This is a genomic window from Methylophilus sp. Leaf414 (genome assembly GCF_001425425.1).
Taxonomy (GTDB): Bacteria; Pseudomonadota; Gammaproteobacteria; order Burkholderiales; family Methylophilaceae; genus Methylophilus.
The window spans coordinates 1-25,494 of the sequence record NZ_LMQQ01000003.1 but is presented as its reverse complement, the minus strand read 5'-3'; the positions used below and the strand labels follow the sequence as shown (position 1 = coordinate 25,494).

The following is a 25,494-nucleotide window of genomic DNA, read 5'->3' as shown; positions in this document are numbered from 1 at the left end:
TTATTCCGGCTTGATATTCGCTGCTTGCTCGCCTTTATCGCCAACCACGATATCAAATGATACACGTTGACCTTCATTGAGGCTTCTAAAGCCGCCATCTGAAGAAATAGCTGAGAAGTGTGCAAACAAATCTGCACCACCATTATCTGGAGTGATAAAACCAAAACCTTTAGCGTCGTTAAACCATTTTACATTGCCTATAGCCATGTTAATTCCTTTGAAAATAAAAATAAGGCATTTGCCTGAAGTTAGGCGAGAAACAAGACTAGGAATGAAAAAGAAAAGAAACTTATGAAAGAAACTAAACTGATAAAAACTAAAGGACTTGCAATTCACCGCCCATCCACTATGGGCTAATGCTCCAAATATAGCAAGGTTTATTTAAGCATTTCATTCATTTGATGAGTCGCTACTCATTCAATAAGCACTTTTAATCCCGTGATAATAGCAATAAAAGAAAGGCACGGCATTCAATCACACAGGCGCAATGAGGTTAAGCTCAATATAACACTTTTGAAATACTTGGCCTTTAGAATGCCCTTAATCCTCAGTCAAATCATTAGGGATCACTAATGATTTATCTCAATATATTCATGATACATCCTCATAAAATCCAGATATATACAGATCTGTATATTTATTGAATAACTTATATTGAAATAGTCAGAGGATGATATGAAAAAAATATCCATGCTTGCTGCCACAACGTTTTTTTGTTTAAGCAACTTTGCAGGTGCCGCAGACAACATTGAGCGTATGAGTGCCACAACAATGAAGTCTTTTACTCCTGAGAATATTGAATGGAAAGATGAGCCCATTCTGCCGAAGGGAGCTAAAAGCGCTATTGTGGTTGGAGACCCAACGAAAAAAGGTGTTTTTATAGCCTGGTTAAAATTTCCTGCAAACTATCCAATTCCACCACACACGCATCCCTTTACCGAGGTCGTTACGGTACTCAGTGGTCAGTTAGGAAATGGTATGGGGCCTAAACTCGATAAATCAAAAGGTGAGGTATTAAATGCAGGTTCTAGTTTTGTACTCCCCACAGGTCACACTCATTATGTGTGGACTACGGACAAAGAGACCATTGTTGAGTTGATTGCTACCGGCCCTTGGGATATAGAATACATAAATCCGAGTGATGACCCTAGAAAGACGGGCTCGAAGAAGTAACCATGATCCTTAGCAGAGGGCACTATCCAATTTGCTCCTCTGCAAGGTGAATCATCGGGTTGCATTGCCATTGACTCACCTTCCTCTTAACTTCTATACACAGCCAACCGGCTAATCATTGCGCCGGGATAAGCTGGCGTATCAGCCAAGCCCTGATTAATTGACCGTGGTTTAAGGCGCACGCCTATGGTGAGAGCTTAAAGTGGCAAGTTGGTGAGTTGCTGAAAGACAGTGGCAATTCTTTTGACCGAGATTTCTGCATATTAACAATGGTAATGTGAGCACCACCTTGAGTGGCGGCAGTAATAACTCGGTGCAGATCCTGGGCAGATATATTATTTTTGTTTAAAGTAAATCCAAGGCCTGCTTTAGCGATCCTGATTAATGTATCAGTTGGTTTATTTTCGAAGCTCATAGTGATTGACCTTATTAACCTAAGAGAATACTTACCTTACCTGCCTACCCCCATAGGGTAGTAAAGGCTAGTGAGCCGTTTATTAGTTGCTGTAGACTAGAACCTAGACGCATCGAATAATGCTCACGATAATCTCGCTATTTCTTAAAAACTAGCGGTTAGCGCACATAGAGGCAAATGATTTCAACCTTAATACCTTTCAATTCGATAGATACTAAAATAAAAAGACCCTGGACATAGGACTTGAGTTATCTCATGGTGAAGGTGACCTGCCAACCTAACAATCAAACCTGAGCATCAACGCTAACACTCCCGCCTGAATCAATCTGAACGCTCACACCAAGCCAACATAACGGCCAACAATTACCACCAGAAACACTTTTACATCAGACAACTCCTGATTGCCTGGTTGTGCCTCGAGGCGAATGACCATTAGCAGGGTTTTAGGCAGCGATCAGTGCACTCCGCCTCTCCGGCGGTGAGTTTACGAATGTGTTTCACAACAGAACATACAGGTGTTTTTCCCACTGCAATAAATATCACTCCCCACGAACAGTTAAGTTCATAATGCAAGAGAGCGCGGCTTTAAAACTCATTAAAACCAGGTGATGGAAAATTTCGTAATGTATTGAAACAAAATAAGCCTCAATCAGGCTTTGATTCAATCTAACCCATGAAATTATATGAACAATTAGCAAATTCGATCGCTCAATCAATTCATGAGGGCGTGCTTAGTCGCGGGGATAAATTACCTTCAGTACGCCAAACATGCAAAAGTAGAAATGTCAGTTCCTCAACAGTTTTCCGGGCTTACTATTTACTTGAGGCCAGAGGGCTCATTAGTGCTCATGAGCGTTCCGGTTATTTTGTGACTGCAGGCAACACGACTGGCAGCCCATCAGCCCCTGATCCAGCATTTTCTGTTAACCCTGAGTGTAAACATGTCGATGTGAGTGAGCTCGTATTTGAAGTCCTCGAATCCATTAGAGCGCGTAATGTGGTGCCTCTCGGTTCAGCATTTCCAAGCCCTTTGTTATTTCCATGTAATAAGTTGGCTCAAGCGATGGCATCGGCTGTCAAGACCATGGATCGTTGGCACAGTGTCGACAATCTAAGTCCGGGTGATCTTAATCTGCGCAGGCAGATTGCACTTCGATACATGATTGATGGGCTTCATATTCAAACGGATGAGATCGTTGTCACCAATGGTGCGCTTGAAGCATTGAATTTATGTTTGATGGCCGTTACCCGGCCTGGCGACACGGTTCTGATTGAATCGCCCACATTTTACGGAGCCCTCCAGTCCATTGAGAGAATCGGTCTAAAAGCCATCGAAATTCCCAGCCATCCAAGAGATGGTATCGATTTAGAAGCAATGGAAAAAGCTTTGCAACTACACAAACCAAAAGCTTGTTGGTTGATGCCCAACTTTCAAAACCCTACGGGAAGCTTACTATCCGACGAAAAGAAAAAGGCATTGGTTGAATTGCTGTGCCGGTATCAAGTGCCCTTGATTGAAGATGACGTATACGGCGAGCTGTATTTTGGAAACAAGCGGCCGGCACCGGCAAAAGCTTTTGATACTGAAGGATTGGTGATGCACTGCTCTTCCTTTTCAAAATGTCTGGCACCAGGATATCGGATTGGCTGGGTGGCCACAGGCCAATTCTCTAAAGCCATCGAACGACTTAAATTAACCACAACGCTATCTGCCTCAGTGCCAGCGCAAGTGGCGTTGGCAAAGTATCTTCAGAAAGGTGGTTATGACAAACACCTACGTAATTTAAGGCACGCTTTATTACTCAATCAAATCAATTTTATTAAAGCGATAGAAAGGTATTTTCCCGCTGGAACCAGGTTAACTCCACCGCAAGGAGGGTATTTTTTATGGGTGAAACTACCAGATGGTGTAAATGCATTAGCAGTACATCGGATAGCACTTACAAACGGGATAAGCATTGCGCCAGGCCCAATCTTCTCCGCGCAAAAAAAATTCACTGATTATATTCGCCTGAACTACGGTCATATCTGGGATGCAAGTATCGAAGTTTCCCTTGCTACCTTAGGTAATATTATCCGCGACCTCACTCCATCTCATTAGCTTGCTCATTCTCTGGTGCGCTTTTTATATACCCATCTGATTCTGTTTTTTACGATCAGATAGCTTTAATGTTAATGCCTGTCAGATTAACTACGGTTTTAATCAAACCCTTTTTAATCAGTTGGTTAATGGAACCACTACAAGGTATTGATATGAATGCTCCCGCTATCATTCGAATTGATAAGTTAAGAAACAAAAGATTTGAAGACTTGGCCAATAACAGCCCAACAATCATTTGGATGTCTGATAAGTCGGGATTAACAATATTCATTAACAAGCGATGGATGGAGATCACGGGCCAGCCCGTTAATGATGCACTAGGGTACGGTTGGCTTGAAATGGTTCACCCGGATGACCGTGAGGAAATGGGCTCCACTTTTTTAAAAGCAAAAGAGGCCGAGCACGTTTTCTTTGGCAAGTATAGGCTTAAGCAAGCTGACGGCGATTACCGCTGGGTTTCAGATACAGGTTCACCAAGGATAGATAACGATGGCAATTACCTTGGCTATATCGGTGGCGTTATTGACATTCATGATGGAAAGACCGCTCAAGAAGCACTCTTTTTGAGTAATGAGCGTTTTGAAGCCGCCATTGAAGCGATTGAAGGGGTGATGTGGATTAGTGATGCGCATGGAAATTTTATTGACAAGCAATCTGACTGGGAGAACCTGACCGGTCAAACATTTGAAGAATATCGTGGTTTGGGCTGGGCCAAACACGTGCATCCCGATGATATTGACCTGTTTCTTGCAACTGCCTATCAAGCAATCAGTAGTGGCGAGTCATTAAATGCGGAACACCGGTTGAAAAATAAAGAAGGCGAATATAGAAACTATTCCGTAAGGGCGAATGCTGTTAAAAATAACGATGGCACTATCAGGGAATGGGTAGGCGTGCATACTGACATCACTGAAATTCGAAGGAATGAAGCTCGAATTTTGCATTTTGCAACCCATGATTCACTGACAAATTTACCTAATCGCACCCTGTTAGAAGATCATATACGACATCTTATTCTTCAACGTGACTCCGCAGTGCACGCTATTCTGATCATGGATATGAATCGCTTTAAAGTGATCAACGATACATTAGGACATTCTGTAGGAGATCAAACGCTGATCGAGGTTGGTAATTTACTGAGCGCTCAAATTGGAGAAGGTGACTCTATCGCCAGAGTGGGGGGTGATCGCCAGAGTGGGGGGTGATGAGTTTGCCATCGTTTTACAGAACGTTAAAACTCAAGATAATGCGAGCAAAATGGGATCAAAGATTCTTGATTTTCTTTCCCATCCAATCGTCGTGGGTCAACATGAACTCATTCTGAATGCCAGCATCGGTATTGCAATGTATCCCGAAAATGGTGCAGATGCGACCACACTTCTCAGGCATGCTGATTTGGCCATGTACAAAGCGAAGATGATGGGAGGTAATGCCCTACAGTTTTACGATCACGGTACATTCATCAAAAATGAAGAAAGGTTTTTGTTAGAAAGAGACCTCAGACGCGCTCTTCAAAATAATGAATTCTTTTTAAATTATCAACCAAAAATCAACACCAGAACCATGGAAGTTGAAGGCGTGGAAGCGCTCATAAGATGGCAACATCCTAAGCTCGGCCTGATTCCACCAAATGATTTTATATCGTTGGCCGAAGAAATCGGCCTCATCAGACAAATTGGGGAATGGGTGACTCTTGAGGCAGGCGCGCAATTGCAAAAATGGCGTCTCGAAGGCATTACAAATCTCAAAATAGCAATAAATGTATCGGTAGTTGAACTCTTGAATCCATTGTTCCTGCAGACGCTTAAAAAGAATATTGCTGAGATGTCCCTGGACCCTCATCAATTTGAACTGGAGATAACCGAAAGTCGCTTGATGGAAAACATCCAGTTTTATGAAGTGTTATTGAATGACATCAAAAGCCTTGGTTTTACCTTATCTATTGATGATTTTGGAACTGGTTACTCATGTTTGAGCTATTTAAAGAGATTACCAATTGAGATTCTTAAAATTGACAAGTCTTTCATCCAGGATATAACCATTGATAAAGACGATGCTGCCATCGTATCCGCCACAATCAGTATGGCTCAAAAAATGGGCTTAGCTATTATTGCTGAAGGCGTAGAAACTAAAGAGCAAGTTGAATTCCTTCAAGAGAATGGTTGTACAGGCATGCAGGGATATTATTTTAGCAAACCACTTTCCGCAGCAAAAATCCCGGAATTTGTTAAACAGTTTCATCACGCATTGGCTTAGTGAATTCACTTAAACATTCACTAATCCTGAACCAATATTTAAATTGAAATAAACTAATTAATTAAATTATAAAATTTACATAAAACTTTAATTATTAATATTCCTCTCATTATCTAGGGGCTGGATGTTTTCTTTTGCACTGCAAGAATATTTAGTTATCTGTTTTGGTAAATCTTACTGGAAGGAACACGTGCAATGATAATTAAGAATGGGAACGTAGCAGATTTAAGTCATAGAAGACAAAATGAGGAACTCATCTTCGATAAGGCAAGTATTTGCAATGCCATCGAAAATAATCAGTTTGCATTATATTACCAACCTCAAATTGACTTACCTACTGGGAGAGTGGTGGGGTTCGAAGGGCTTCTGCGATGGCAGCATCCCAAGCATGGAATAAAATTACCAGAAGCCTTTATTCCAGCAGCCGAGCAAACAGGCCAAATTGGGCAGCTAACTCATATAGCGATTGATACGGGGTTCAAATTCATTGAAAAGCTGGATCCGGAATTATCATTTTCTCTTAATATTTCAGACTGCAGCATTAAAGATAAGCATCTAGTCGATACGCTAGATAGCTCTTGCCATGCGTTTCATATAGATCCACATCGAATCGTTTTAGAGTTTACTGAAACTGCCTCTTTAGAAAACCCTGCTCATGCAGAAGATATTCTTACCCAATTAAATACCAATGGTTTTCGATTGGGGATTGATGATTCAGTGGCAGGCCATTATTCATTGACGCAACTGGAAAAAATGCATTTTTCAGAGCTGAAAATTGATAAATCACTTGTGGCAACGATGGAATTCTCTTCAAAATCCCGGAAATCTATTATTTCAACCATCGAACTGGCAGATAGCTTAGGTATTGCCACGATTGCAGAAGGTATTGAGAGCAACCTAGAAGCCATAGGCCTGCGGGAATTAGGATGCCAATTGGGTCAAGGGTATTATTTTGCAAAGCCAATGGATGAAGTTAATACATTGAAGTGGCTTGAAGACTGGAATAAAAGTCTTAGGCTTCCAACCTAAGTATAAGGACTCACATATTTAAGGGGTCTCTCGATCAACAGGACTGCCGTTGTACAGGCGGTCTCTGATTACTTAGCAATGGCTCAAAGTGTTCAAGTGCGAGGGTGCAGGTGGATGAGTCTAGAGAAAAGTGAATAATCGCGACTCGAAGATACATTTACAGCGCAATCTTAATGGTTATTGTTGTTCATTTTTGAAATGCAAAAGTCAATAAATTGCCTTACGCGTGTTGGAATTTTCGTGCGCTCTGAGTAATACATGTATATCCCTAATCTAGGCACCCAACCATCCGGAATGAGTTGTATCAATTCGCCCTCCCTCAATTCTTTCTTGATCAGGTACTCGCTTAGCTGCCCAATACCGATACCACGTTTAACTGCCTCAATTTCTGCCTCAATATTATTAAATCTCGCTACAGAGGGCACATGGATGTAATTTACCTCTCCATTTACATTGATTTCCCAAGGTAATTCCTTACCAGTTTGAGGATGTAAAAAACCGGTGCATCGATGTCCTTGAATGTCATTCAAATCGAGAGGCATTCCATATTTCTCAATATATTTTGGTGATGCACAAATGACGGAAACAATGTCCCCCAGTTTTCTGGAAATGACATTTTTATCTGGTGACTGCCCAGTTCGGAATCCAACATCGATTCTCAGAGTGACGATGTCTACGAATTCATCGCTAAGCATCAGATCAAAGTGAACATCTGTATTTAATGACTGAAACTCATCGATTAAAGGCACCAGGATCCGATTGCCAAAAGCAAGCGGTGCAGCAAGTCTAATGATCCCATCCATGCCTTGCTTACTTTCTTCGAGACCAACGATTGCGTCTGTTAAAAGCTGCATTCCCTGATTGGCATTTTGAAATAGCTTCTCACCGTCTTCTGTCAGGCTTAGATGCCTGGTTGAGCGATGGAGTAATTTCAACCCAAGATGCATCTCGAGCTGTTTAACGGCTTTACTGACCGCCTGTGGAGAGACGCCCTGGTCAATAGCTGCCTTTCTAAAACTCATCGCATTTGCTACCGCCAGAAACATAGTCAAGGGTCTGATCATCCGCATATAAACAACTTATAGTTGATAATAAAACAATTATATTGAATATTTTTTTACTTTTGAATAGTAATTATGATGACCTCCATGTTCTGCATGTCGCGGTTCATTTAGTTAAAGGAGATTGTCATGAGCACTCATTCAAAAGTATGGTTTATTACTGGCGCATCAAGAGGTTTTGGTGCCTTAATCGCAAAAGATGCACTGGAACGTGGCGATAAAGTCATTGCAACTGCTCGCAATCCAAAAACAGTCATTGATGCATTGGGTAATCACCCAAACCTCCTCGCTTTAAAACTTGACGTTACAAATGAGGCTGCCTCCATCCAGGCGGCTAAAGCTGCGATTGCCCAATTCTCACAAATTGACATTCTTGTGAATAACGCCGGCTATGGGTTGCTGGGGGCCGTTGAAGAGTCTGGAGATCAAGAAGTCAAAGATCTATTCAATACCAATGTATTTGGTTTGCTCAACGTGACTCGCGCTGTATTGCCATACATGCGCAACCAGAGCAGCGGTCACATCATTAACATTTCATCGATTGGTGGTTATGCCTCTTATCCTGGATGGGGAGCATATTGCGCTACCAAGTTTGCAGTGGAGGCTTTGACCGAGTCGCTGGCCTATGAACTTGAGCCATTTGGCATCAAGGCTACAACAGTCGAACCAGGCTTCTTCCGCACAGATTTCCTAGATAGTACATCCCTGGTTTCCACCGAGAAGTCGTTTCCGGAATATGCGGAAACAGTGGGAGCAATGCGTGAGTTTGCTGCATCAGCTAATCATGCACAACCAGGCGACCCTGCTAAGTTATCCAAGGCGATTTTGAAATTAGTTGACAGTCAAAATCCTCCTTTGAGATTGCCGCTGGGTTCAGACACTGTTCACAAGATCATTGAAAAAAATCAATTTGTGCAGAAGGAACTGGACGCTTGGAAAGAACTGGCTGTTTCTACTGACTATGTTTAACCGATATCTCCAGCACCAGGTTGCTGGAGATCAGTTTCAACCGGGAATTCACAAACCCTGCTAATCATTATGAAAGGATTAATCATGAAAAAGAAACTAAGTCTGGTTGCATTTATATATGCAAAACCTGAATACCAAGATGAGTTGGCTACAAAACTTAAATCTCTGATTGATCTTAGTAGATCAGAAGCAGGATGTATTAATTATGATCTTCACCAATCGTCGGATGATCCTACCGTATTTATTATGTACGAAAACTGGCATGATCGTAGCGATCTAGATCAACATTTCAAAATGCCATATATACAGGAAATAATGAAAATCTTGCCTGAAATGTTACGTGCGCCTTTAGTAATGCATTACCTTGATATGTTATCTAATCCCATCACCAGCAGTTGACAAAGCTGAGCCCCAAAATTTCTAACGGGACAACGTCATATCAGTAATGACTTATGTTTAACTATGGCTCAAGACGTTTCTTAAAAGACATGAAGGCAAATCTTGATTTCACAGTGTAAATTAGCGGCAGTTTATGTCGATAATAAAGTGAGAGTGGTACATGTTTGAAATAGGATAAAACCCTGTTTTCAACCATGGACTTTAATAGGCCTATCATTTGTATCAGGATAAATTATGACAAGTATCATTGCTGGAACCATGGGCCTAGGCAGGACAACCTCTTCAAACACATCTGGCGGCGCGAGCGCTGCAGCAAAAGTGGCAGCATTAATGAAGAAGATAACTGAATTACAAAAGCAGGCTTCTGAACTGAAGGGCTCGCCTGAAGAAGTCTCAAAACAATCAAAACTCATCCAAGACCAGATTAAGTTGATTCAAATGCAAATTCAACAAATTATGGCTCAAGAAGGCAAGAAAAACCAAGAATCACAAACTAAAACAAAATCTGATGAAGGTAACAATACGGCCACCTCTAATGTTTTTAAATTTGGGCCAGGCAATATTGTGGATGTTGCAGTTTAGGAAACCTATCTTAATAGCCTGCCACCCAGTTCTGATGGTACTTAAAGCTGATGCTTTCCCCATTAAAATCTAAGACCACTGCGACTAGTCGCCACTAAGCGGCTTCCGCCTGTATAAATTCTAACGCCTACACCAAGCCAAATAACGGCCAACGATTGCTACGGAGTCATGGTATTAGCCAGTCCCTGATTACTTGGTTATTGCTGAAGACTTGCGAAAATGGGCACACCCCTCAAGAACTCTTAGTCAAAGGTCTTTTCTCTTAAAACTGAATAATCTAGAATAATATTTTCGCAAGCATAATTATCACGATATTTATATAAAAGGATGTCGTTATGAAGATATGCAAAATAAGAGAATTGAAGTCGGCAGGTAAAATTGACCACCCAGTAATATTGTTATGCGACCATTGCTATGAAGCGGATGCACAACGCGGTGATAATGCCCAGATAGTAAGTTACAACGACTACACTTCGGATTATGATGTGAGCTGTGAAGTTTGTTATAAAACTCTCGAAGAAGAACGTGAAGAGGTAACTTAAACTCAACCTTGATATCAAACAATAAGCTCAAATTGAGATTCAGCTGTTGAAATGCCGACTTAGGCTAAATGAAGTTTATATCTCACTTAGATAAAAGTAACCGGTCCGACAATCAAAATAATCGTATTATTTATTAAGGCCTGGTGAAATGAAGTTTGTTTTATATACAAGTGCATTGGATCAATCTAAATACGACCCATCAATAGTGAGCGACATCATCAGGCATGCTCGCAAACAAAACGTTAAACATAGCATTACTGGCGTGCTTTTGTTCGATGGGAGTACATTTACGCAATATATTGAAGGTCAAGCTGATGGCGTAGATAGATTGATGGAAAAAATATTGTTAGATGAACGACACAACAGAGTTTTTATAATCACGGTTGGTGCGACTCAAACACGTTTATACGATAAATGGGAATTAGGCTATATTGATCTAACCAGCCAGGCCTCTGATCCAAAAAATACCATTTCAAAAAAAGATCTGAACGTAAAAGCTTTTCATAAATTGATTGATAGGTTTGTTGTAGGGTAAATCGAAACCTCACCAAAGACCTTACTGTGAATTTGAATCACGGATTATAGAAAATCACTCCCGCCCAGATAAATCTCAACTTCCACGCCAAGCCAACATAACGGCCAACGATTGCCACCGGGATTACCGTAGTATTAGCCAGCCCCTGATTGCTTGGCTATGGCTCAAGGCGTGCGACTACGGGCGCTAGCAAGGGCGATCACTGGCTGAGAAAATAACTCAGTCTGTTAAAGAGGCTTTCGGATACGATCAAGAATTTGTTTCTGTAGCTTTTAAAGAAGTACCCTAGGCTGACTGGGTAGAAAAGTCTATTTACCAGATATAGAAGGCAAACCTGAGCAACGTTATAGCAAGCCAGGTTATAAACCCTTGGATCTTTAACCTTTATTTCAATCGTAATGCTTCCAGTACAAGAGCAAATGCAGGTGAAGGTTGTTTTCTGCTTGGGTAATACAATTGATAACCAGTAAAAGTCGGACACCAGTCTTCCAATACTTTGACTAACTTTCCTTCACGAAGGGGTACTTCCAATTCATCCTCGGGAAGTAAGGCAATACCCAATCCTAAAATCGCAGCATCAATCTGAGGATATACCGTATTAAATATCAAAGGTCCATCAACACGAACATTGATTTTCTGCCCATTCTTCTCAAAATCCCAAATATATAAACCACCGGCTGATTCCATGCGCTGGTTGATACCCTTATGACTTGTGAGGTCTTGAGGAGTAATTGGAGGCGGATATTTCTCAAAATAAGAAGGTGATGCAACCACCACGAATCTCATCTTTGGGCCTATAGGCATTGCAATCATATCCTTGTCTATAGCTGTCCCGATCCTCACTCCTGCATCAAAACGCTCTCTCACGATATCGACGAATCCAAGGTCAACATCGAATTCAACTTTTATATCTGGATATGCTTCGATTAGAGGCGTGAGTTTAGGTAGCATAATTCTGCGTAACACTCCTTCAGTACAAGTGATGCGAACAGTACCAGAAGGTTTGTCACGTAAGTCAGTCAGCGCATCAAGTTCAGCTTGTATATCGTCAAAACGATATCCAATTGCATCTACGAGTCTTTGACCAGCTTGTGTCGTAGAGACGCCTCGAGTAGTTCTGGTCAACAGGCGAATTTCCAATCTCTCTTCCAAGCTACGTATAGCCTGACTCATCGCGGATTGCGTAACGCCCAATTTTGCAGATGCCTTCGTAAAACTTTTTTCTCGGGCAACCGTGACGAAAGCCAGTATGTCATTCAAATTTCGCTTCATTAGGGAATTATAGTCTATAGATTGATTAGAAAATCTAATAACCGATGTAAGGATTACGCGGATACTCAAATAAATGATAAGTCTTCAAAATTGCACTCCACTAAAAGATGAGTCAATTCGGATACTCCTATGTCGGTAGAGTTAAGTAATTCCAATGAGCCAGCAAATAACGTACTAGAGCAACCCAATCAGATTAGCTATTGGGGTGGCGTATTCGCCATGACGATGTGCGCATTTGCACTTGTGGCCTCAGAATTTATGCCATTGAGCCTCTTAACGCCGATAGCAGTGGACTTCAGTGTCACCGAAGGATTGGCAGGACAAGCAATATCAATAGCTGGGGCATTCGCACTTATCACTAGCCTTCTAATTTCCTCAGCCGTAGGAAGCATCAACAGAAAAACCATATTACTAGGGATGACCGCCTTAATGGCAATTTCTGGAGCCATTATTGGCCTTGCTCCTAATTACAAGATCTATATGGTCGGCAGAGCGTTGATTGGTATCTCAATCGGTGGTTTTTGGACAATGTCCGCCGCTACTGCAATCCGATTGGTACCTAAAGAGAAGGTCACCAAAGCTCTGGCCATAGTCAATGGAGGGAATGCACTGGCCACAGTTGTGGCTGCTCCTATCGGTAGTTACTTAGGGGAAGTCGTTGGTTGGAGAGTCGCATTTTTATGCCTGATTCCGATAGCAGTAATTGCATTCGTCTGGCAGTTATTCAGTTTGCCAAATATGCAGGTAGAACAAACAGCAACCAAAAGTAAAACTGCATTTTACTTATTTAAACAACCGGCAATTGCATTTGGACTATTTGGAGCCAGCTTCTTCTTCATGGGGCAGTTCACTCTGTTTACTTACCTTCGACCATTTCTAGAAACAGTCACGCATGTCCATGGCCACCAAATCTCTTACATTTTGTTGTTGATAGGCATCATGGGCTTCCTAGGGACGATTGTAATTGGTTCGTTCCTAAATCGTGGCTTCTATAAAACTTTAGTCTCACTCCCACTAATCATGGCTGCAATTGCAGTGATGTTGATTCTGTATGGAAACAGCCTATGTATCTCTATTGTCCTTCTTGCGATCTGGGGGCTTGTGGCGACAGCGGCTCCTGTTGGTTGGTGGACTTGGGTAGCTCACACAATGCCGGAAGATGCTGAAGCCGGTGGAGGTATGTTAGTGGCTATCGCACAGTTCGCAATAGGCTTGGGCTCCTTCCTTGGCGGGATCATGTACGACTTTAATGGTTTCGAATCCACATTTTTACTCAGCGTTGCAATGTTAATGATTGCTGCATTTATGACAATTAAGACTGCTCTTCTCACTAAACGCCATCAACCTTAACCTTGAATCTTTCCTGATGAATAGCTAGCACCTAACAATAGAATCTGAATCTTGCCTAGTAAGGCGAGTCTAGTCCAATAGACCTTATGATTCTCTAGCAGAGCGAGGGAAGCCCATACAATCTTATCAAGCTTAAGTTCATTTGGGTCTATGGTCAGCCCAAGTTATAAGAGAATCGAGTGTTGGACACAATGCTTGTCCCCATTCCGTCAGTCGATATTCCACACGGGGTGGGACTTCGGGATACGACGTTCGACCAACAAGCCCGTCTGCTTCCAGTTGGCGTAGCTGCTGGGTAAGCATCTTTTGGGTAATTTCAGGTATCGCCCGCTCAAGATCAGAAAAACGCATGACCTTTCCATCGAACAAGTAGAACAAGATGGAGAGTTTCCATTTTCCTTCCAGGACTTTGAGCGCTTGATCGACCGCCTGTGCGGCGGCATCTGCCGTATATTTAATGTGATTGTCAGATTTCTTCATACTTACTTTTTTGTGCGTACTTGTTGTTTTGTAAGTATGCGCGCAATATCACTACAAGAAAAATAAATGAGGTCAAAATGCAAAACTTACCACCAATATTAGCCACCTATTTTGAAGCCACTAACGCACAGAACGTGGATTTGTACGCATCCTGCTTTTCGGAGAATGCAAAGGTCAAAGATCAGAAGGAAATCATACAGGGCCGTCAGAATATTGCGAATTGGAACCGCGAGGTAAATGAACAATACAACAGCGCAAGTGCAGTCAAAAGTTGGATTCAAACGAGCGATGGGGTAGAAGTAATTACAGAAGTGGCGGGCACATTTCCAGGAAGTCCAATCGAGTTAACTTTCCGGTTTAAATTACAAGACAACAGAATCACCGAATTGGAGATCGACTAGTGGAACTTGAAGGTAAAAAAATCCTTGTCACTGGTGGCACAAAAGGAATTGGCGCAGCGATCGTAAAGCGTTTTAACGAGGCTGGCGCACAAGTCATCACAACGGCACGCGGCGAACCATCCAAAAAACTAGATAACCTCATTTATATTCAGGCAGATGTGAGTACGCCGGAAGGGAGCAAGGTTGTTAGTTCTAAAGTAGCCCAGCATTGGAAGAATGCCGATGGCATTGTGCATGTGGTAGGCGGTAGTGCTGCTCCGGCGGGTGGATTTGTAAAGTTGAATGACACAGAGTGGGATAATGCTATACAACAAAATCTTATGGCAGCTGTAAGACTTGACCGTGCGTTGCTCCCAGCCATGATTGAAAATGGCAAGGGCGGAATTATCCACTTGACGTCGATCCAGCGTGTACTTCCTCTTTATGAATCAACGATTGCTTATGCAGCGGCTAAAGCTGCGCTGGCAAACTACAGTAAAGCATTATCCAAAGAGGTTGGCCCAAAAGGTGTTCGCGTGAATACCATTGCGCCAGGCTGGGTACAAACAGAAGCGACCGTTGATTTTCTTCTAACGCTTGCGGCTGCAAATGGGACTGATATAGAAAATGCCAGGACCGCTGTGATGCAGGCCTTAGGGGGTATTCCAATTGGGCATCCGGCATTTCCTGAAGAGGTTGCAGAGCTGGCTGCATTTCTGATGTCGGATCGCGCTATTTCCATACATGGAGCTGAGTATGTCATTGATGGCGGAACAATACCCACGGTCTAAACAGCGAATCCTAGCATTCGGATTTTCATTGTGCCTAATCTTTTCTGCTGTGCAATTTTAGAACAAAAAAGACCCAAGGTGTTAACCTTGAGTCTCTCTATAAATGGTGGCCCCTCTGTGAGTCGATCCTCATAACATGGGCAATAGATTTTTAACTAAAACCTAAGTCAGCTAATAATTCTGCTCCTTAATTAAGCGATCAACAATTTCCAGCGCCTTAATCTTTAATTGTTCTTGACCAGGACGAGGTGCTTCAGCAACAATCATTCCATTCGTTTCGCCATAATCAAATCGTGAGTATATCCATGATTTAGTACCCAAAGTACATCATCAAAGTGCATGCTAAATATCGCAGCACTTAACGCTGATAATGGCCCATTCGCATAATTAATATCAGCTCCACTTTGTAAAAGCAATTCGGCACAATGCATATGAGAGTTGTTAATTGCCATCATTAACGGGCTGTTAGTTCCAAATACTAAATTCGGATCCCCTCCAAAATTTAATAACAGCTGCAAAGCCTCTTTTCTACCACCTCCGGCTAATAACCAAACGGGAGGACCTACACCATTAGTTTGATACTGATTAGGATCTGCACCTAACTCTAACATTATCTTCACAGCCTCTAGATCTTGCTGGCCCAACATCCAAATCAACGGAGTCGCTCCATCTTTACCTATTGCATTGATACTTATACCTCCACCAATCAGTCGCTTGGCTTCATTAGTGTCATGCCTGCTGACCGCTTTCAATAGTTTCACCACATCATCATTTTTAAAAGCCTGCTGTGGCGATCTTCCAGCAAACATTAACTCTTCATTATCTGAAATCAAACCAGATGTTGCATTTACCGCGTGTAGTAAGAACATATTACTAAGGCCTGAATTAATAAATGTTTTAGTTTGTATAAATTCATTACTGAGTTATCCAATTAAACTGCAATATTTGTAATGAGATAACTTATCTGAACGAGCAGAAATTTACCAGCACCACAAAAACAAAAAATACCCAAGGTGTTAACCTTAAGTCTCTCATGCGGAACTGCCCACCTAGCAATCGAATCTGATTATCAACGCTGATTCAGTCCGCCTGGACAAGTTTTAACTCCCACGCCAAGCCAACATAACGGCCAACGATTGCCACCGGGATTACCAGTCGTATCACCCAGCCCCTGATTGTGTGACTATGGGCAGGGTTTGGGGCTGCAGGTAAAATTGATGCGGACTGAAGTGGAAAGTGAGAGTCGATGAAGTGACGAACTTATAAAGTGGTGCTTTATTTAACAAAACTCAATGCAAACATCGCGATAACAACAAAAATATTCAGGTAAGAAAGATAGTAAACGCACTTCCTTAAAAGACTATTTTCTTTCCTTATGTTTTTCATTACGTCCATATAGGAACCTCTCCTAAAGTAATCCCTTTTGCTGAAAGGAATACAGCAAAGTAATTGAAGAACAATCCCTATCGCAACAATAATAAAAAGAACGGTTGTTAAATCTTTTATGCTCATGTGTTAAATCTAGCTTTGCTAGTTGAGAAAAATTACCAGAACATCAAACACAATTTCAACTTCGCACCTATTCAGACAAGATAAATTTCCACTCTCAAATCAACATAACGACCATTATCTTTGCTGGATTGCCGTTCTCTGAACCCGATTACTTACCCAGCTCTGCAAAAGGTGTTATAGCTTCTATCTCATAAATAACTTCAGGAACGTACCAGTCGTTATTACCATCCACACGCAAACAGTTAAAGACAAAAATATTATTAGTCTGTCACTTTTGGGTATGTTTGTGTCTTCAATGTAAGTATAAGAATTAGAATCATGTGAAACCTCCTGTTTGTGCAAACCATGCTTAATCATGAAGTAAAAAGAAATGAGAATAAAAAAAGATGGAATGTACAACATAAAAAACTTTATTAAGGGGACATGAGATTTGACGAACAATATATTTAGTATCAAAGTAAAGATTACAGTAGCAATCGAAAATCTAGACTCATTCTTCTTCTGTAAAAAAGTATGTGTATTTTGCTGGCTCATATAATTTTATTACTTCGCTCGTATTCACAAAGTATTCATAATTTACCTTACCCAAAACAAAAAAGACCCAAGGCGTTAACCTCAAGTCTCATTTTGAACTGCCCACCTTACAATCGAATCTGTTTATCAACGCTAGTCACTTCCGCCTGGACAAATCTCAACTTCCACACCAAGCCAGCATAACGGCCAACTATTTCCAGCGGGATTACCGTCGTATCAACCAGCCCCGGATTGCCTACTTATGGCTCAAGACGTGTGACCGTGGGCTGTGAGTGGAGGAGTTTAGTTGGAATTCCCCACATTATTTCCTACATATTTATCAGAGACCTATGTATGTATTACGTATCTAGTCGATATTAAGATATCCATACGATAAATCATTTGGAGATCTTAAAATGGAAAAATTAGACACATTAACACAACGTCCTTCAACGAAAGTACTACAAGCATTATCGGCTATTGCTATGATTCTGTGCCTTGGTGTTCCAGTAGCGATGGCAGGTGCTACTAATCGTGGCGATAATACATCTGCTGCAACTGGTGAAAAGAGTAGCACAACGACTACTCCAACTGATGCGAATGCAAGGAATTACAATATCCGTAAGGGCACTAACAACTCTAAAAACAATGGTAGCTCAAGGAAGGAGACATCTGGTAGAAATACCGCTGGGCCATCCTCGGGTTCTGGATCATCAGAATCTGAGAGTATAAGCGTTGGCCCTCCAGGAGAATCATCCAGAGGTAATGGGACTGGGACTGGGGATTCCAGTAGTGGCATGTAATAACTCTAGTCGAATATGCTAGAAAACCAAGCCTGCATAGCGGGCTAAAAAACAAAAAAGACCCAAGGCGTTAACCTTGAGTCTCTCTATAAATGGTGGCCCCTCTGTGAGTCGAACACAGCACCAACGGATTATGAGTCCACAACGTTGATGCACTATGTCTTCCATTACACAACAATACATACACTTAGATAACGTTGCGCAACTAAGTAGACTTGTCATCTAACTATAGCGTTGAACTTTAGTTGTACCTCTGTAACGCTCAAATTAAGGGCGGGCGAAGCCCGTCCGCTTGAATGCCTTGTTATGCATTAGTGAATCACCGCCATAACAAGAGATAGGCCGAAGAACCCCCAACCTAAATACTTAAATGTTGTAGCGAACAGCTTGTAGTTCGTTTCATTATTCCTCTGATCGTAGTGATCTACCACAACAGATAGCATCACCAAGCACGCACAGATAATAGCCCCATACATTATCCATGCTGGGACGTCATGTAGGTGAACTCCTTTTGAGCGCTTGCCTGGGACATACAGGTCGTTTAGCCACACGCCATAACTGCCATACGCGAAAAGCAATACGGAAAATATGAAGTTTGTGACGCGCTCGCCAGCTGGAATGTGATTCGGTGTGTGCGGACTAGTCATAACGTTTAAATTAAGGGGCTGGCGACACCAGTAGATCAACCCTAGTTATTAATAATTGCTCATCGAGAGTGCTCTAGCCAGTCCCGCTTGAATGAAGGGTTAGCGTTTAGCCGCATGGAGAAAAAATCTTATGAAGATATTCTTTTTCATCGGGTTGGTTTAAAAAATATTCCTGACTAAAGAATTTAATGGTTTCAGAATTTACTGGAATTTTTCCGTTAACAATAATGCGATAGCCGTTTTCAAAATCCCATGTACTTTCGATTTTATTTACTTCCAATTTCGTTTCTTTGTATATTCTCCAACCCCGTTCCAATGGTTTTTCATCTATGCCGAAAAAATTTATAGAGCCTCTATTAAAGTCAGCAAGAGAAATGAATGCATCAGCATTCAATTTGGCACACTGTGTTTGATTAAATCCATCTATGTCGGTCAATTTAAACTTCTTCGGAATGGAGCAACCTAACATACAGGCTATTATATTTACTAATAATAAAGCTTTTAGGAACTGGTAAGTGTTCATACTCACTCTAACGTGAAAGTGAGGGGCGCGAGCGGCCTCGCGGCGAAGCGTCCCTCTCGACTAGCAGGTTATGCATAGTCACTTGGACTTCCCAAGTTGGGCGATGACACTATTAACTGTTTCTCTCCATTGCGTCACCAAGTCGCTAGATGGCTGGTCTCGCCAAACTCTGGAAATCTTGTAGCCGACCTTGTCGTGATTGAAAGCGAAATGTCGCAATGTCATTACATTGCCACTCGCTAGAGTACATACAGACACCCACCCAAGGAAAGGATCGCTCTCGCCCCCGAATTCAGTTTTGTTGCTGAAGTCCTTACAGTTTCTTGCCCCAGCTCGGACATCACTTTCACGGCTAAAGCTGGGAGATTCAGTACTTCTTGGATCGATGAACAAAATTACCCGATCTTTTCCATCGTTCGCTATCCAGTTGTATCGCTTTACGCCGAAGGCGGCTAGTGCGCTGGCCGTAGGATCGTCGTTCTTTGACGACCACCCCACACCGCTAGGCGTTACGGTATTGATAATTGCAGTATTAAAATCCTCGGCGTGTGCGTTTGATAACACCAGAAGTGATGCAACGGCCGTCACAAAAAACTTGATGGAATTCACTTTTCCTCCTGATGCATAACGTATGACATAAGGGGCGGTGCGCGTCAGCGCAGCGTCCCGCTTGATGGATGGGTTGGGCATTACCAAAACCGCCACCAAGGTTTGGTAGATTGTGAATTTGTAATATCACTTTCGATATTGTTTGTTAAAGCAGCAGACGCTTTGGATTGTCTTGACCGTTCCATGACCGCAAATGGATTACTATCCTCATCTTCTCTAACATCGTCATGACGAAACCCAGTGATGCTTTTACAGACCTCGGCGGGCACATCAAATAAGTAATCACATGGGTCTTCATCCGCATTCAGTTGAGCTAGCAATCGATTTTTAATTTCCTCGTAGCAATGAGGAAGATCTCCACTTACATCTAGATGCGTAAGTCCCTGTTCTGAGTCATGGACGATAGACCATTTCTCTTTACCATTGTAGAGATAGCTTGCCATTGAGACCATAGAGGCTTCTTCAATAACACACTTTACAACTTCAGCTCCCATCGATAATGGGCCTAGAATCGCAAGCTCTAGCTCTGGCGGTAATGGGTCGTTGAAATGTAAAAGGTACCATCCAGAATCGAGCTTGAGTGCATCTACATCAGTTTCAGGGTAAGGGCTTTGCTCATCGGTGTCTTGTAAATTTAATTCCGAGCAAACCTGTTCAGGTGATTTTCCATGTACAGCAACCCAAGATATATGAAAGCCCACTTAATTCTCCTTTTGATATGCCCAACGTTTGAAGTAAGGGGCTGGCGACAATAGTTGCTCAACCCTCGTTATTAATAAACATTTCATAGAGACTCCTTTTCGCCAGTCCCGCTTAACTGATGGGTTAGGCTATTTTTGTACAAAGCATCCCCACCCATCATTACGCCCGCCAAATCGCTTAGCTTCCAAACCTAATTTGGTTTCAAATGAAGATATAGAGTCGTGCGTTGGAAACATCTTACAAGAAATTGTGACAGTAATTTTTCGGCGTAAAATACCAGATGGTTTACCAATACTTATTTGGCAGCCGTTTTTACTAAAATTCTCTACAAATTGACTCACTTGGTGAGGGTTGTTAAAAACTACAGAAAAATCAACATCACGTGATATTGAGAGATCGTCTCCATCCTGTGCCATTTGATACAGCACATCTCCATTTTCTGTCGAGGGGAATACAGTTAGATTTCTTTTTCCTAAAATTATTAAAGCCTCAAATGCAGTAACGAAGCCCCAACCCTCGACATTGGGAGCACAAGCTTTCAATCTTTCAAGAACTGGCATTAAATCAGCATGGCCTTCTGCTGAGAAAAATATATCAACGCCATCGTCCCACTCAGCCAAGTGATAATAGAGCCTAGGATCTATTTTTCGTAAAGCAGACAAAAGCTCATCCATAGGCATCTCAGAAGACTCTTGTCGCAGCAGCTCTTGAATCTCTAAGAACTTATGCCAAAAAGCTTGAATGTTTTCCACTTATTGGGCCTAACGTTTGACATAAGGGGCGCGCTTTAGCGCGTCCCGCTTGATAAATAAGTTATGCACTTTCATTAGCCCTGTAACAAAGAATGTAGTCAGATTGAACAATATTACCTGCCTTTATTTCATGACTAAATGCTTCTTTTAGGTCTGCTTCGGTTAAAAAACCATACTCTTTTAAACGATCAGTGGCAAATCCCGTAAGCCTCCACAAATCAAATCCATCAATCTGTCCCTCTGCACCAAAATCGAAGTCTACCTTGCCAGATGGCAAATGCACGACGCAACCGAAACCATGTTTGAAATATTTAATACCGTGTTTTAACTTGCCTACTTGAGGAATATCATTTTCAACCCACTCGGCAGGTGTTGAAGGTTTTTGTATACCTGAATCCACAATTAGCTTAACAGCTTCGTGAACTGCAAGTTGGTAATCGTGGATTAGTTTAGCTAGGCTAAGATTCATAGTTAGGCATAACGTTTGAAGTAAGGGGCTGGCTTTAGCCAGTCCTGCTTGAATGATGGGTTGGACATTAGGGTAACTGTGGTACTTTGACCAAGGAGTTCATAAGTCTATCTAGCTCTGCTTCAGCTGCTGATTGTAATTTCGAAACATCGGTGACATACCTCGCATCTCTCAATATTTTCCATACAAGGTTACGGATTTGCTATCATTTTTTAACAACTATCGTGGATGCAATGAAGTCGCCCAGTCTGCGATGGGAGCCAAAAAAAATTAGAGACCAGTCAAGGATGCCTAGCGGGAACGTAACGTTTCGTAGAAACGATTGAAACAAGGTGCACGGACGCATTGTTTCTTTGTGTATTACCCGAATATTTACAAGCCGTTTACCAATACTTTGGCCGTTAGATAAGGCGTCTGATAACAGGAAATACAAGAGGCCAACAGCAAAGCCAAAATACACAGCAGACTCCCTGTTGATAATGGAATCAGATAAGTAGAACGCAATTATGCCGAGAAAATACGAAACCAGCCCATCTATAAATTGCCCTTGAAACCGTTTGCCTGGATGGGCCAACTGAATTAATTGTTCTGGTTGTTGTGGATTCATTGCTTGATTGCCTAACGTTTGAATTAACGGGCTGGCTTTAGCCAGTCCCTTTTGAATGATGCGTTAGGGATAAAAACTCTCAATTACTAGCCTCCGTTAAATGTGCCTCGTATATGTGACCATTGGCGGTTGTTATTGAAGATACGCAATCATATGTTGGTGAATTAAAAGTATTAACTCGTCCAACCCCAAAATTGTATTTAAGATGGGCAGATGCAACCACATCGACGGGAAACCCCTCTTTGGCAAGAAGCTTGAAAAGGTAGTTTTTGAGGTAAGGAATCATCTCTGCGACCATACCAGCTTGAATTTCAGAGGGGGTTACAGTCTGTGATAATAAATCAATTTCTACGATAGGCGCATGACGCAGTTTTGACGCCATAGCCAAATGGTTGATTGCATAGTCGCTTTCCCAATAACAAAGAGTGCTTGCAAAATGATGGGCAAGACTATGGGCAACGGATTTAAGTGGCTTAAGTGATGGCATAACTCTCTAAACCCCTAACGTCTGAATTAAGGGGCGCTGTTAGGCGTCCCGCTTGAATGATGGGTTAGCGTTAGGGTGACCTAAAGCTACTGCAATTGCGCCGCCAAAACTGACCAATACAGTGGTGCCAAGAACATACCCCGCTGGATTAAGCAGGCCAATGTATTGCGCAAGCAAGACCAGCCCAATAGTTAAAAGCAACTGTGACGGCAAAACCAACCAGAGCAAACGCGACACTTCCACACCCAAGCGGTATTTTAGTACGCGCGCGCATAGAACTGGTGGTAGCCAAAGAGTAATGACCAGAAACGATAAAACAATGATTGTGAATACACTCATGCCTTTAGCCGCTAACGTTTGACATAAGGGGCGGTGCGCGTCAGCGCAGCGTCCCGCTTGATGGATGGGTTAGGCCTGGGGTAGCTCTTCATATATTTGTATAACATGTGCCGACTCAAATTCTACCAATGCCCCGTGGCGAAGCTCATTTGTACAGTAAGGGTCGTTATCCAGCTCACCAATATAACCATTTGTGGTGCGCTCTTTAATCAATACCCACATCCTCTCAACATGCTGCTCACTCTCCAGTGATATGCGAAATATCAATTTCACCAACTCACCCGGTAATAAATTTTCTCGATCTACTTTGCTTGGTATCCAGAATGTTTCTGGAAACTCCTGATTTAACTTTTCACCATCATCAAGTGTGTATCTCATTGAAGGCCTAACGTTTGACATAAGGGGCGTGCTTTAGCACGTCCCGCTTGATGGATGGGTTGGGCGTTATTTCCAAAACTGCCACGACTTTTTTGGAGGCTTAATAGCCTTGGCCTTACTTTGCAGAAATAGTAGATATTTTGGGTCTTGGTCTTCAAAAATCTCTGTCCCGGCACCCATATACGCACGCATTAACTCGTCGGCTGCGCGATCAATGACTTGTAATTCAAATTGGCATTGGCCAAGACGTAGGTGAAGAAATGGATTTCCGATTGCGTTAGGGCAGTGCATGGCTTGTGAAAGATTGTCACGACCTGCGACATAATCACCGCTTAGAAAATTTGCATCTCCAACTGCGGCAAGTATCCATGTAGCGGCTTCCCATTCGGTTTTGGGTTCAGGCAACAAATCCCATGCTGCCCAATATGACTGCAAAGCATCAGGGTACTGCTTTGCTTTAGCAGATTTGTCGCCTTTAGCGCAAAGGCGTTGAATATCCTCATGGGTTCCGTCCGATAGCTCTGCCATTGATACTCCTTAGCGTAAGGCCCAACGTTTGAAGTAAGGGGCTGGCGACAATGATGGCTCAACCCTCGTTATTAATAAACATTTCATAAAAGCACCTTTTCGCCAGTCCCGCTTGACTGATGGGTTAGGCTTAAACTGTAATGCAGATATGCAATTCATCTTTTGAGCCTTGGTTGGATGTAAGCCACTGTGCAGCCTCTTTTTGAATTGTTTCGCGACAAAGTTGAGCCGCGCTAGCTACTGATAAACCCTCTAGGCTAATTGTGCCTTGAGGAGCATTTTGATGACCAATAACACCATTGCTTGATTTGACCCATCCCTCCCAACCGAGCACTAAATAGCCTTGAGACTCCAATATATCGATGGCCTCGATGGCTTCAGCTGTCGGAAGCACAATCTCTTGCTCAGAGATTGATTTGTCTGCTAGGTATTTGGGTAACAAGTCTAGGTCTGACATTGAAAGGCCTAACGTAGAGCTAACCGGCGCTGCGCGGCTTCATCGCGCAGCGTCCAGCGACTAAAATGAGCGAGGTTGAGCGCCATGTTAGGGCTCATAGCGGGCGATTGACTCGAAGCCATGGGCAGTTACGAGAATTGGTATGGACTTGGCAAGATGCCCAGCCCTCAATGCTGAGCCAATATAACCGGCGAACTTGGCCATGATCAGAAGCATTGCCGCCTCATAAATGGGCTTAAAGTCCGGCTGCGATTTCCATATACGTTTTTCGTGGTACCAGGCAAACGCTTCCTGCGCGGCAGCCATGCCAGTAAGTTCAAACTGGGGCCAGGGAGCTGACTGCCACTCGCAAAGCCAGTCGGTGTCATCGAAGTTTGGGGAGTAACTGGAGTAGGCAAAGAGATCGAAATACCAGCGGTCGTAGTTGATATCGAAGCCGTTCATCTCGAAATAGACAGACTTCACGTCAAACTGCTTTTCGTTGGCCTCGATAAATCGGTTTAACTCAGCGAGAACGGAGGAAGGGTGATTCAAGAACGATGCACCGACGACGCAAGCAAACTTCTGTGCGTCGTGACTTGAGATGAACTCTTCAAGTTGCGAGATGGCGCGAGCAACATTATTGTTTTTGAAATTCTCGTAAACAGCTTGCCAATGCGACATGCTTTAAGCCCTAACGTTTGAGATAAGGGGCTGGCGAGGATGGTGGCACAGCCGAGGTTATTAAAATTTTTTTCATAGATGCTTGTTTTCGCCAGTCCCGCTTGATGGATGGGTTAGAGCGCATTTTTGCCCCAATGGATTATTGCAAACACACCAATAACTGCTAAGGG

The 25,494-nt window shown here is 42.5% G+C and carries 32 protein-coding genes; 15 read left to right on the top strand and 17 right to left on the bottom strand.

The window, feature by feature from the left end:
- Positions 1 to 207, bottom strand: coding sequence for a cold-shock protein (locus ASG24_RS07025; protein ID WP_055869523.1), 207 nt, complete (start codon positions 205 to 207; stop codon positions 1 to 3).
- Between the two features lie 468 nt (positions 208 to 675).
- Here ASG24_RS07025 and ASG24_RS07020 point away from each other — a divergent pair, with 468 nt between their 5' ends.
- From ASG24_RS07020 to ASG24_RS07000, 5 genes are all read left to right on the top strand, one after another.
- A complete protein-coding gene (locus ASG24_RS07020) occupies positions 676 to 1,173 on the top strand; it encodes a cupin domain-containing protein (RefSeq protein WP_055869520.1) in 498 nt (165 codons plus the stop codon).
- 1,088 nt (positions 1,174 to 2,261) lie between these two features.
- On the top strand, positions 2,262 to 3,689 hold the full coding sequence (locus ASG24_RS07015) for a PLP-dependent aminotransferase family protein (RefSeq protein ID WP_055869517.1): 1,428 nt from the start codon (positions 2,262 to 2,264) through the stop codon (positions 3,687 to 3,689).
- Positions 3,690 to 3,757: 68 nt separating this feature from the next.
- Positions 3,758 to 4,894: a PAS domain S-box protein gene (locus tag ASG24_RS07010; RefSeq protein ID WP_082488020.1), complete on the top strand. Its 1,137-nt coding sequence runs from the start codon at positions 3,758 to 3,760 to the stop codon at positions 4,892 to 4,894.
- A complete protein-coding gene (locus tag ASG24_RS07005) occupies positions 4,872 to 5,945 on the top strand; it encodes a bifunctional diguanylate cyclase/phosphodiesterase (RefSeq protein WP_055869510.1) in 1,074 nt (357 codons plus the stop codon). Before ASG24_RS07010 ends, ASG24_RS07005 begins: the two co-directional genes overlap by 23 nt.
- Before the next feature lie 195 nt (positions 5,946 to 6,140).
- On the top strand, positions 6,141 to 6,974 hold the full coding sequence (locus ASG24_RS07000; protein ID WP_055869508.1) for an EAL domain-containing protein: 834 nt from the start codon (positions 6,141 to 6,143) through the stop codon (positions 6,972 to 6,974).
- Positions 6,975 to 7,144: 170 nt separating this feature from the next.
- Here the strand turns inward: ASG24_RS07000 and ASG24_RS06995 are convergent, their stop codons facing one another.
- The gene (locus ASG24_RS06995) at positions 7,145 to 8,020 is read right to left on the bottom strand and encodes a LysR family transcriptional regulator (protein WP_055869505.1); all 876 of its coding nucleotides are present in this window, start codon (positions 8,018 to 8,020) and stop codon (positions 7,145 to 7,147) included.
- A 144-nt stretch (positions 8,021 to 8,164) separates the two neighbouring features.
- On the opposite strand from ASG24_RS06995, the gene ASG24_RS06990 reads away from it, so the two are divergent.
- From ASG24_RS06990 to ASG24_RS14945, 6 genes are all read left to right on the top strand, one after another.
- A complete protein-coding gene (locus ASG24_RS06990; protein ID WP_055869502.1) occupies positions 8,165 to 9,004 on the top strand; it encodes an oxidoreductase in 840 nt (279 codons plus the stop codon).
- Between the two features lie 84 nt (positions 9,005 to 9,088).
- Positions 9,089 to 9,403: a putative quinol monooxygenase gene (locus ASG24_RS06985; protein WP_055869499.1), complete on the top strand. Its 315-nt coding sequence runs from the start codon at positions 9,089 to 9,091 to the stop codon at positions 9,401 to 9,403.
- A gap of 234 nt (positions 9,404 to 9,637) precedes the next feature.
- Positions 9,638 to 9,985, top strand: coding sequence for a FlxA-like family protein (locus ASG24_RS06980; RefSeq protein ID WP_055869495.1), 348 nt, complete (start codon positions 9,638 to 9,640; stop codon positions 9,983 to 9,985).
- A 335-nt stretch (positions 9,986 to 10,320) separates the two neighbouring features.
- On the top strand, positions 10,321 to 10,527 hold the full coding sequence (locus tag ASG24_RS06975) for a hypothetical protein (protein ID WP_055869492.1): 207 nt from the start codon (positions 10,321 to 10,323) through the stop codon (positions 10,525 to 10,527).
- Between the two features lie 148 nt (positions 10,528 to 10,675).
- The gene (locus ASG24_RS06970; protein WP_055869489.1) at positions 10,676 to 11,062 is read left to right on the top strand and encodes a BLUF domain-containing protein; all 387 of its coding nucleotides are present in this window, start codon (positions 10,676 to 10,678) and stop codon (positions 11,060 to 11,062) included.
- Positions 11,063 to 11,264: 202 nt separating this feature from the next.
- Entirely contained in the window at positions 11,265 to 11,351 is an 87-nt protein-coding gene (locus ASG24_RS14945; protein ID WP_082488051.1) for a tautomerase family protein, read from the top strand.
- Between the two features lie 95 nt (positions 11,352 to 11,446).
- On the opposite strand, the gene ASG24_RS06965 is transcribed toward ASG24_RS14945, so the two are convergent.
- Positions 11,447 to 12,322 (bottom strand): LysR family transcriptional regulator, encoded by an 876-nt coding sequence (locus ASG24_RS06965; RefSeq protein WP_235562342.1) that lies wholly within the window; start codon positions 12,320 to 12,322, stop codon positions 11,447 to 11,449.
- A gap of 141 nt (positions 12,323 to 12,463) precedes the next feature.
- Between ASG24_RS06965 and ASG24_RS06960 the strand changes: the two genes are divergently transcribed.
- The gene (locus tag ASG24_RS06960) at positions 12,464 to 13,684 is read left to right on the top strand and encodes an MFS transporter (protein ID WP_055869483.1); all 1,221 of its coding nucleotides are present in this window, start codon (positions 12,464 to 12,466) and stop codon (positions 13,682 to 13,684) included.
- Between the two features lie 138 nt (positions 13,685 to 13,822).
- Here ASG24_RS06960 and ASG24_RS06955 read toward each other — a convergent pair whose 3' ends face one another.
- Complete coding sequence (locus tag ASG24_RS06955; protein WP_055869479.1) at positions 13,823 to 14,164, bottom strand: helix-turn-helix domain-containing protein; 342 nt, start codon at positions 14,162 to 14,164, stop codon at positions 13,823 to 13,825.
- Positions 14,165 to 14,241: 77 nt separating this feature from the next.
- Here ASG24_RS06955 and ASG24_RS06950 point away from each other — a divergent pair, with 77 nt between their 5' ends.
- Both ASG24_RS06950 and ASG24_RS06945 read left to right on the top strand, forming a co-directional pair.
- Positions 14,242 to 14,565 carry a nuclear transport factor 2 family protein gene (locus ASG24_RS06950; protein WP_055869477.1) on the top strand — a complete coding sequence of 108 codons (324 nt, stop codon included), beginning with the start codon at positions 14,242 to 14,244 and terminating at the stop codon, positions 14,563 to 14,565.
- Entirely contained in the window at positions 14,565 to 15,335 is a 771-nt protein-coding gene (locus tag ASG24_RS06945) for an SDR family oxidoreductase (RefSeq protein WP_200936985.1), read from the top strand. The genes ASG24_RS06950 and ASG24_RS06945 overlap by 1 nt, the downstream gene beginning before the upstream one ends.
- Before the next feature lie 263 nt (positions 15,336 to 15,598).
- Here ASG24_RS06945 and ASG24_RS06940 read toward each other — a convergent pair whose 3' ends face one another.
- Positions 15,599 to 16,204 carry an ankyrin repeat domain-containing protein gene (locus ASG24_RS06940; RefSeq protein WP_082488018.1) on the bottom strand — a complete coding sequence of 202 codons (606 nt, stop codon included), beginning with the start codon at positions 16,202 to 16,204 and terminating at the stop codon, positions 15,599 to 15,601.
- Between the two features lie 1,572 nt (positions 16,205 to 17,776).
- Here ASG24_RS06940 and ASG24_RS14645 point away from each other — a divergent pair.
- The gene (locus tag ASG24_RS14645; protein ID WP_156376535.1) at positions 17,777 to 18,163 is read left to right on the top strand and encodes a hypothetical protein; all 387 of its coding nucleotides are present in this window, start codon (positions 17,777 to 17,779) and stop codon (positions 18,161 to 18,163) included.
- Between the two features lie 753 nt (positions 18,164 to 18,916).
- On the opposite strand, the gene ASG24_RS06920 is transcribed toward ASG24_RS14645, so the two are convergent.
- From ASG24_RS06920 to ASG24_RS06865, 12 genes are all read right to left on the bottom strand, one after another.
- Positions 18,917 to 19,333, bottom strand: a complete 417-nt coding sequence (locus ASG24_RS06920) for a hypothetical protein (protein WP_055869460.1) — start codon at positions 19,331 to 19,333, stop codon at positions 18,917 to 18,919.
- Between the two features lie 78 nt (positions 19,334 to 19,411).
- On the bottom strand, positions 19,412 to 20,023 hold the full coding sequence (locus tag ASG24_RS06915; protein WP_055869457.1) for a hypothetical protein: 612 nt from the start codon (positions 20,021 to 20,023) through the stop codon (positions 19,412 to 19,414).
- Positions 20,023 to 20,643: a hypothetical protein gene (locus ASG24_RS06910; protein WP_055869454.1), complete on the bottom strand. Its 621-nt coding sequence runs from the start codon at positions 20,641 to 20,643 to the stop codon at positions 20,023 to 20,025. Before ASG24_RS06910 ends, ASG24_RS06915 begins: the two co-directional genes overlap by 1 nt.
- Positions 20,644 to 20,772: 129 nt before the next feature.
- Positions 20,773 to 21,396 (bottom strand): ribonuclease E inhibitor RraB, encoded by a 624-nt coding sequence (locus ASG24_RS06905; protein WP_055869452.1) that lies wholly within the window; start codon positions 21,394 to 21,396, stop codon positions 20,773 to 20,775.
- 61 nt (positions 21,397 to 21,457) lie between these two features.
- Entirely contained in the window at positions 21,458 to 21,865 is a 408-nt protein-coding gene (locus ASG24_RS06900; protein ID WP_055869449.1) for a hypothetical protein, read from the bottom strand.
- A gap of 205 nt (positions 21,866 to 22,070) precedes the next feature.
- A complete protein-coding gene (locus ASG24_RS06895; protein WP_235562341.1) occupies positions 22,071 to 22,472 on the bottom strand; it encodes an RDD family protein in 402 nt (133 codons plus the stop codon).
- 79 nt (positions 22,473 to 22,551) lie between these two features.
- The gene (locus tag ASG24_RS06890) at positions 22,552 to 22,959 is read right to left on the bottom strand and encodes a hypothetical protein (RefSeq protein WP_055869447.1); all 408 of its coding nucleotides are present in this window, start codon (positions 22,957 to 22,959) and stop codon (positions 22,552 to 22,554) included.
- A gap of 39 nt (positions 22,960 to 22,998) precedes the next feature.
- Positions 22,999 to 23,298 (bottom strand): hypothetical protein, encoded by a 300-nt coding sequence (locus ASG24_RS06885; protein WP_156376534.1) that lies wholly within the window; start codon positions 23,296 to 23,298, stop codon positions 22,999 to 23,001.
- Positions 23,299 to 23,367: 69 nt separating this feature from the next.
- Positions 23,368 to 23,676, bottom strand: a complete 309-nt coding sequence (locus tag ASG24_RS06880) for a hypothetical protein (protein WP_200936984.1) — start codon at positions 23,674 to 23,676, stop codon at positions 23,368 to 23,370.
- Positions 23,677 to 23,742: 66 nt separating this feature from the next.
- Positions 23,743 to 24,204 (bottom strand): hypothetical protein, encoded by a 462-nt coding sequence (locus ASG24_RS06875; protein WP_055869438.1) that lies wholly within the window; start codon positions 24,202 to 24,204, stop codon positions 23,743 to 23,745.
- Positions 24,205 to 24,334: 130 nt separating this feature from the next.
- Complete coding sequence (locus ASG24_RS06870) at positions 24,335 to 24,661, bottom strand: hypothetical protein (protein WP_055828558.1); 327 nt, start codon at positions 24,659 to 24,661, stop codon at positions 24,335 to 24,337.
- A gap of 87 nt (positions 24,662 to 24,748) precedes the next feature.
- A complete protein-coding gene (locus tag ASG24_RS06865) occupies positions 24,749 to 25,324 on the bottom strand; it encodes a hypothetical protein (protein ID WP_055828561.1) in 576 nt (191 codons plus the stop codon).
- Positions 25,325 to 25,494 lie beyond the last annotated feature (170 nt).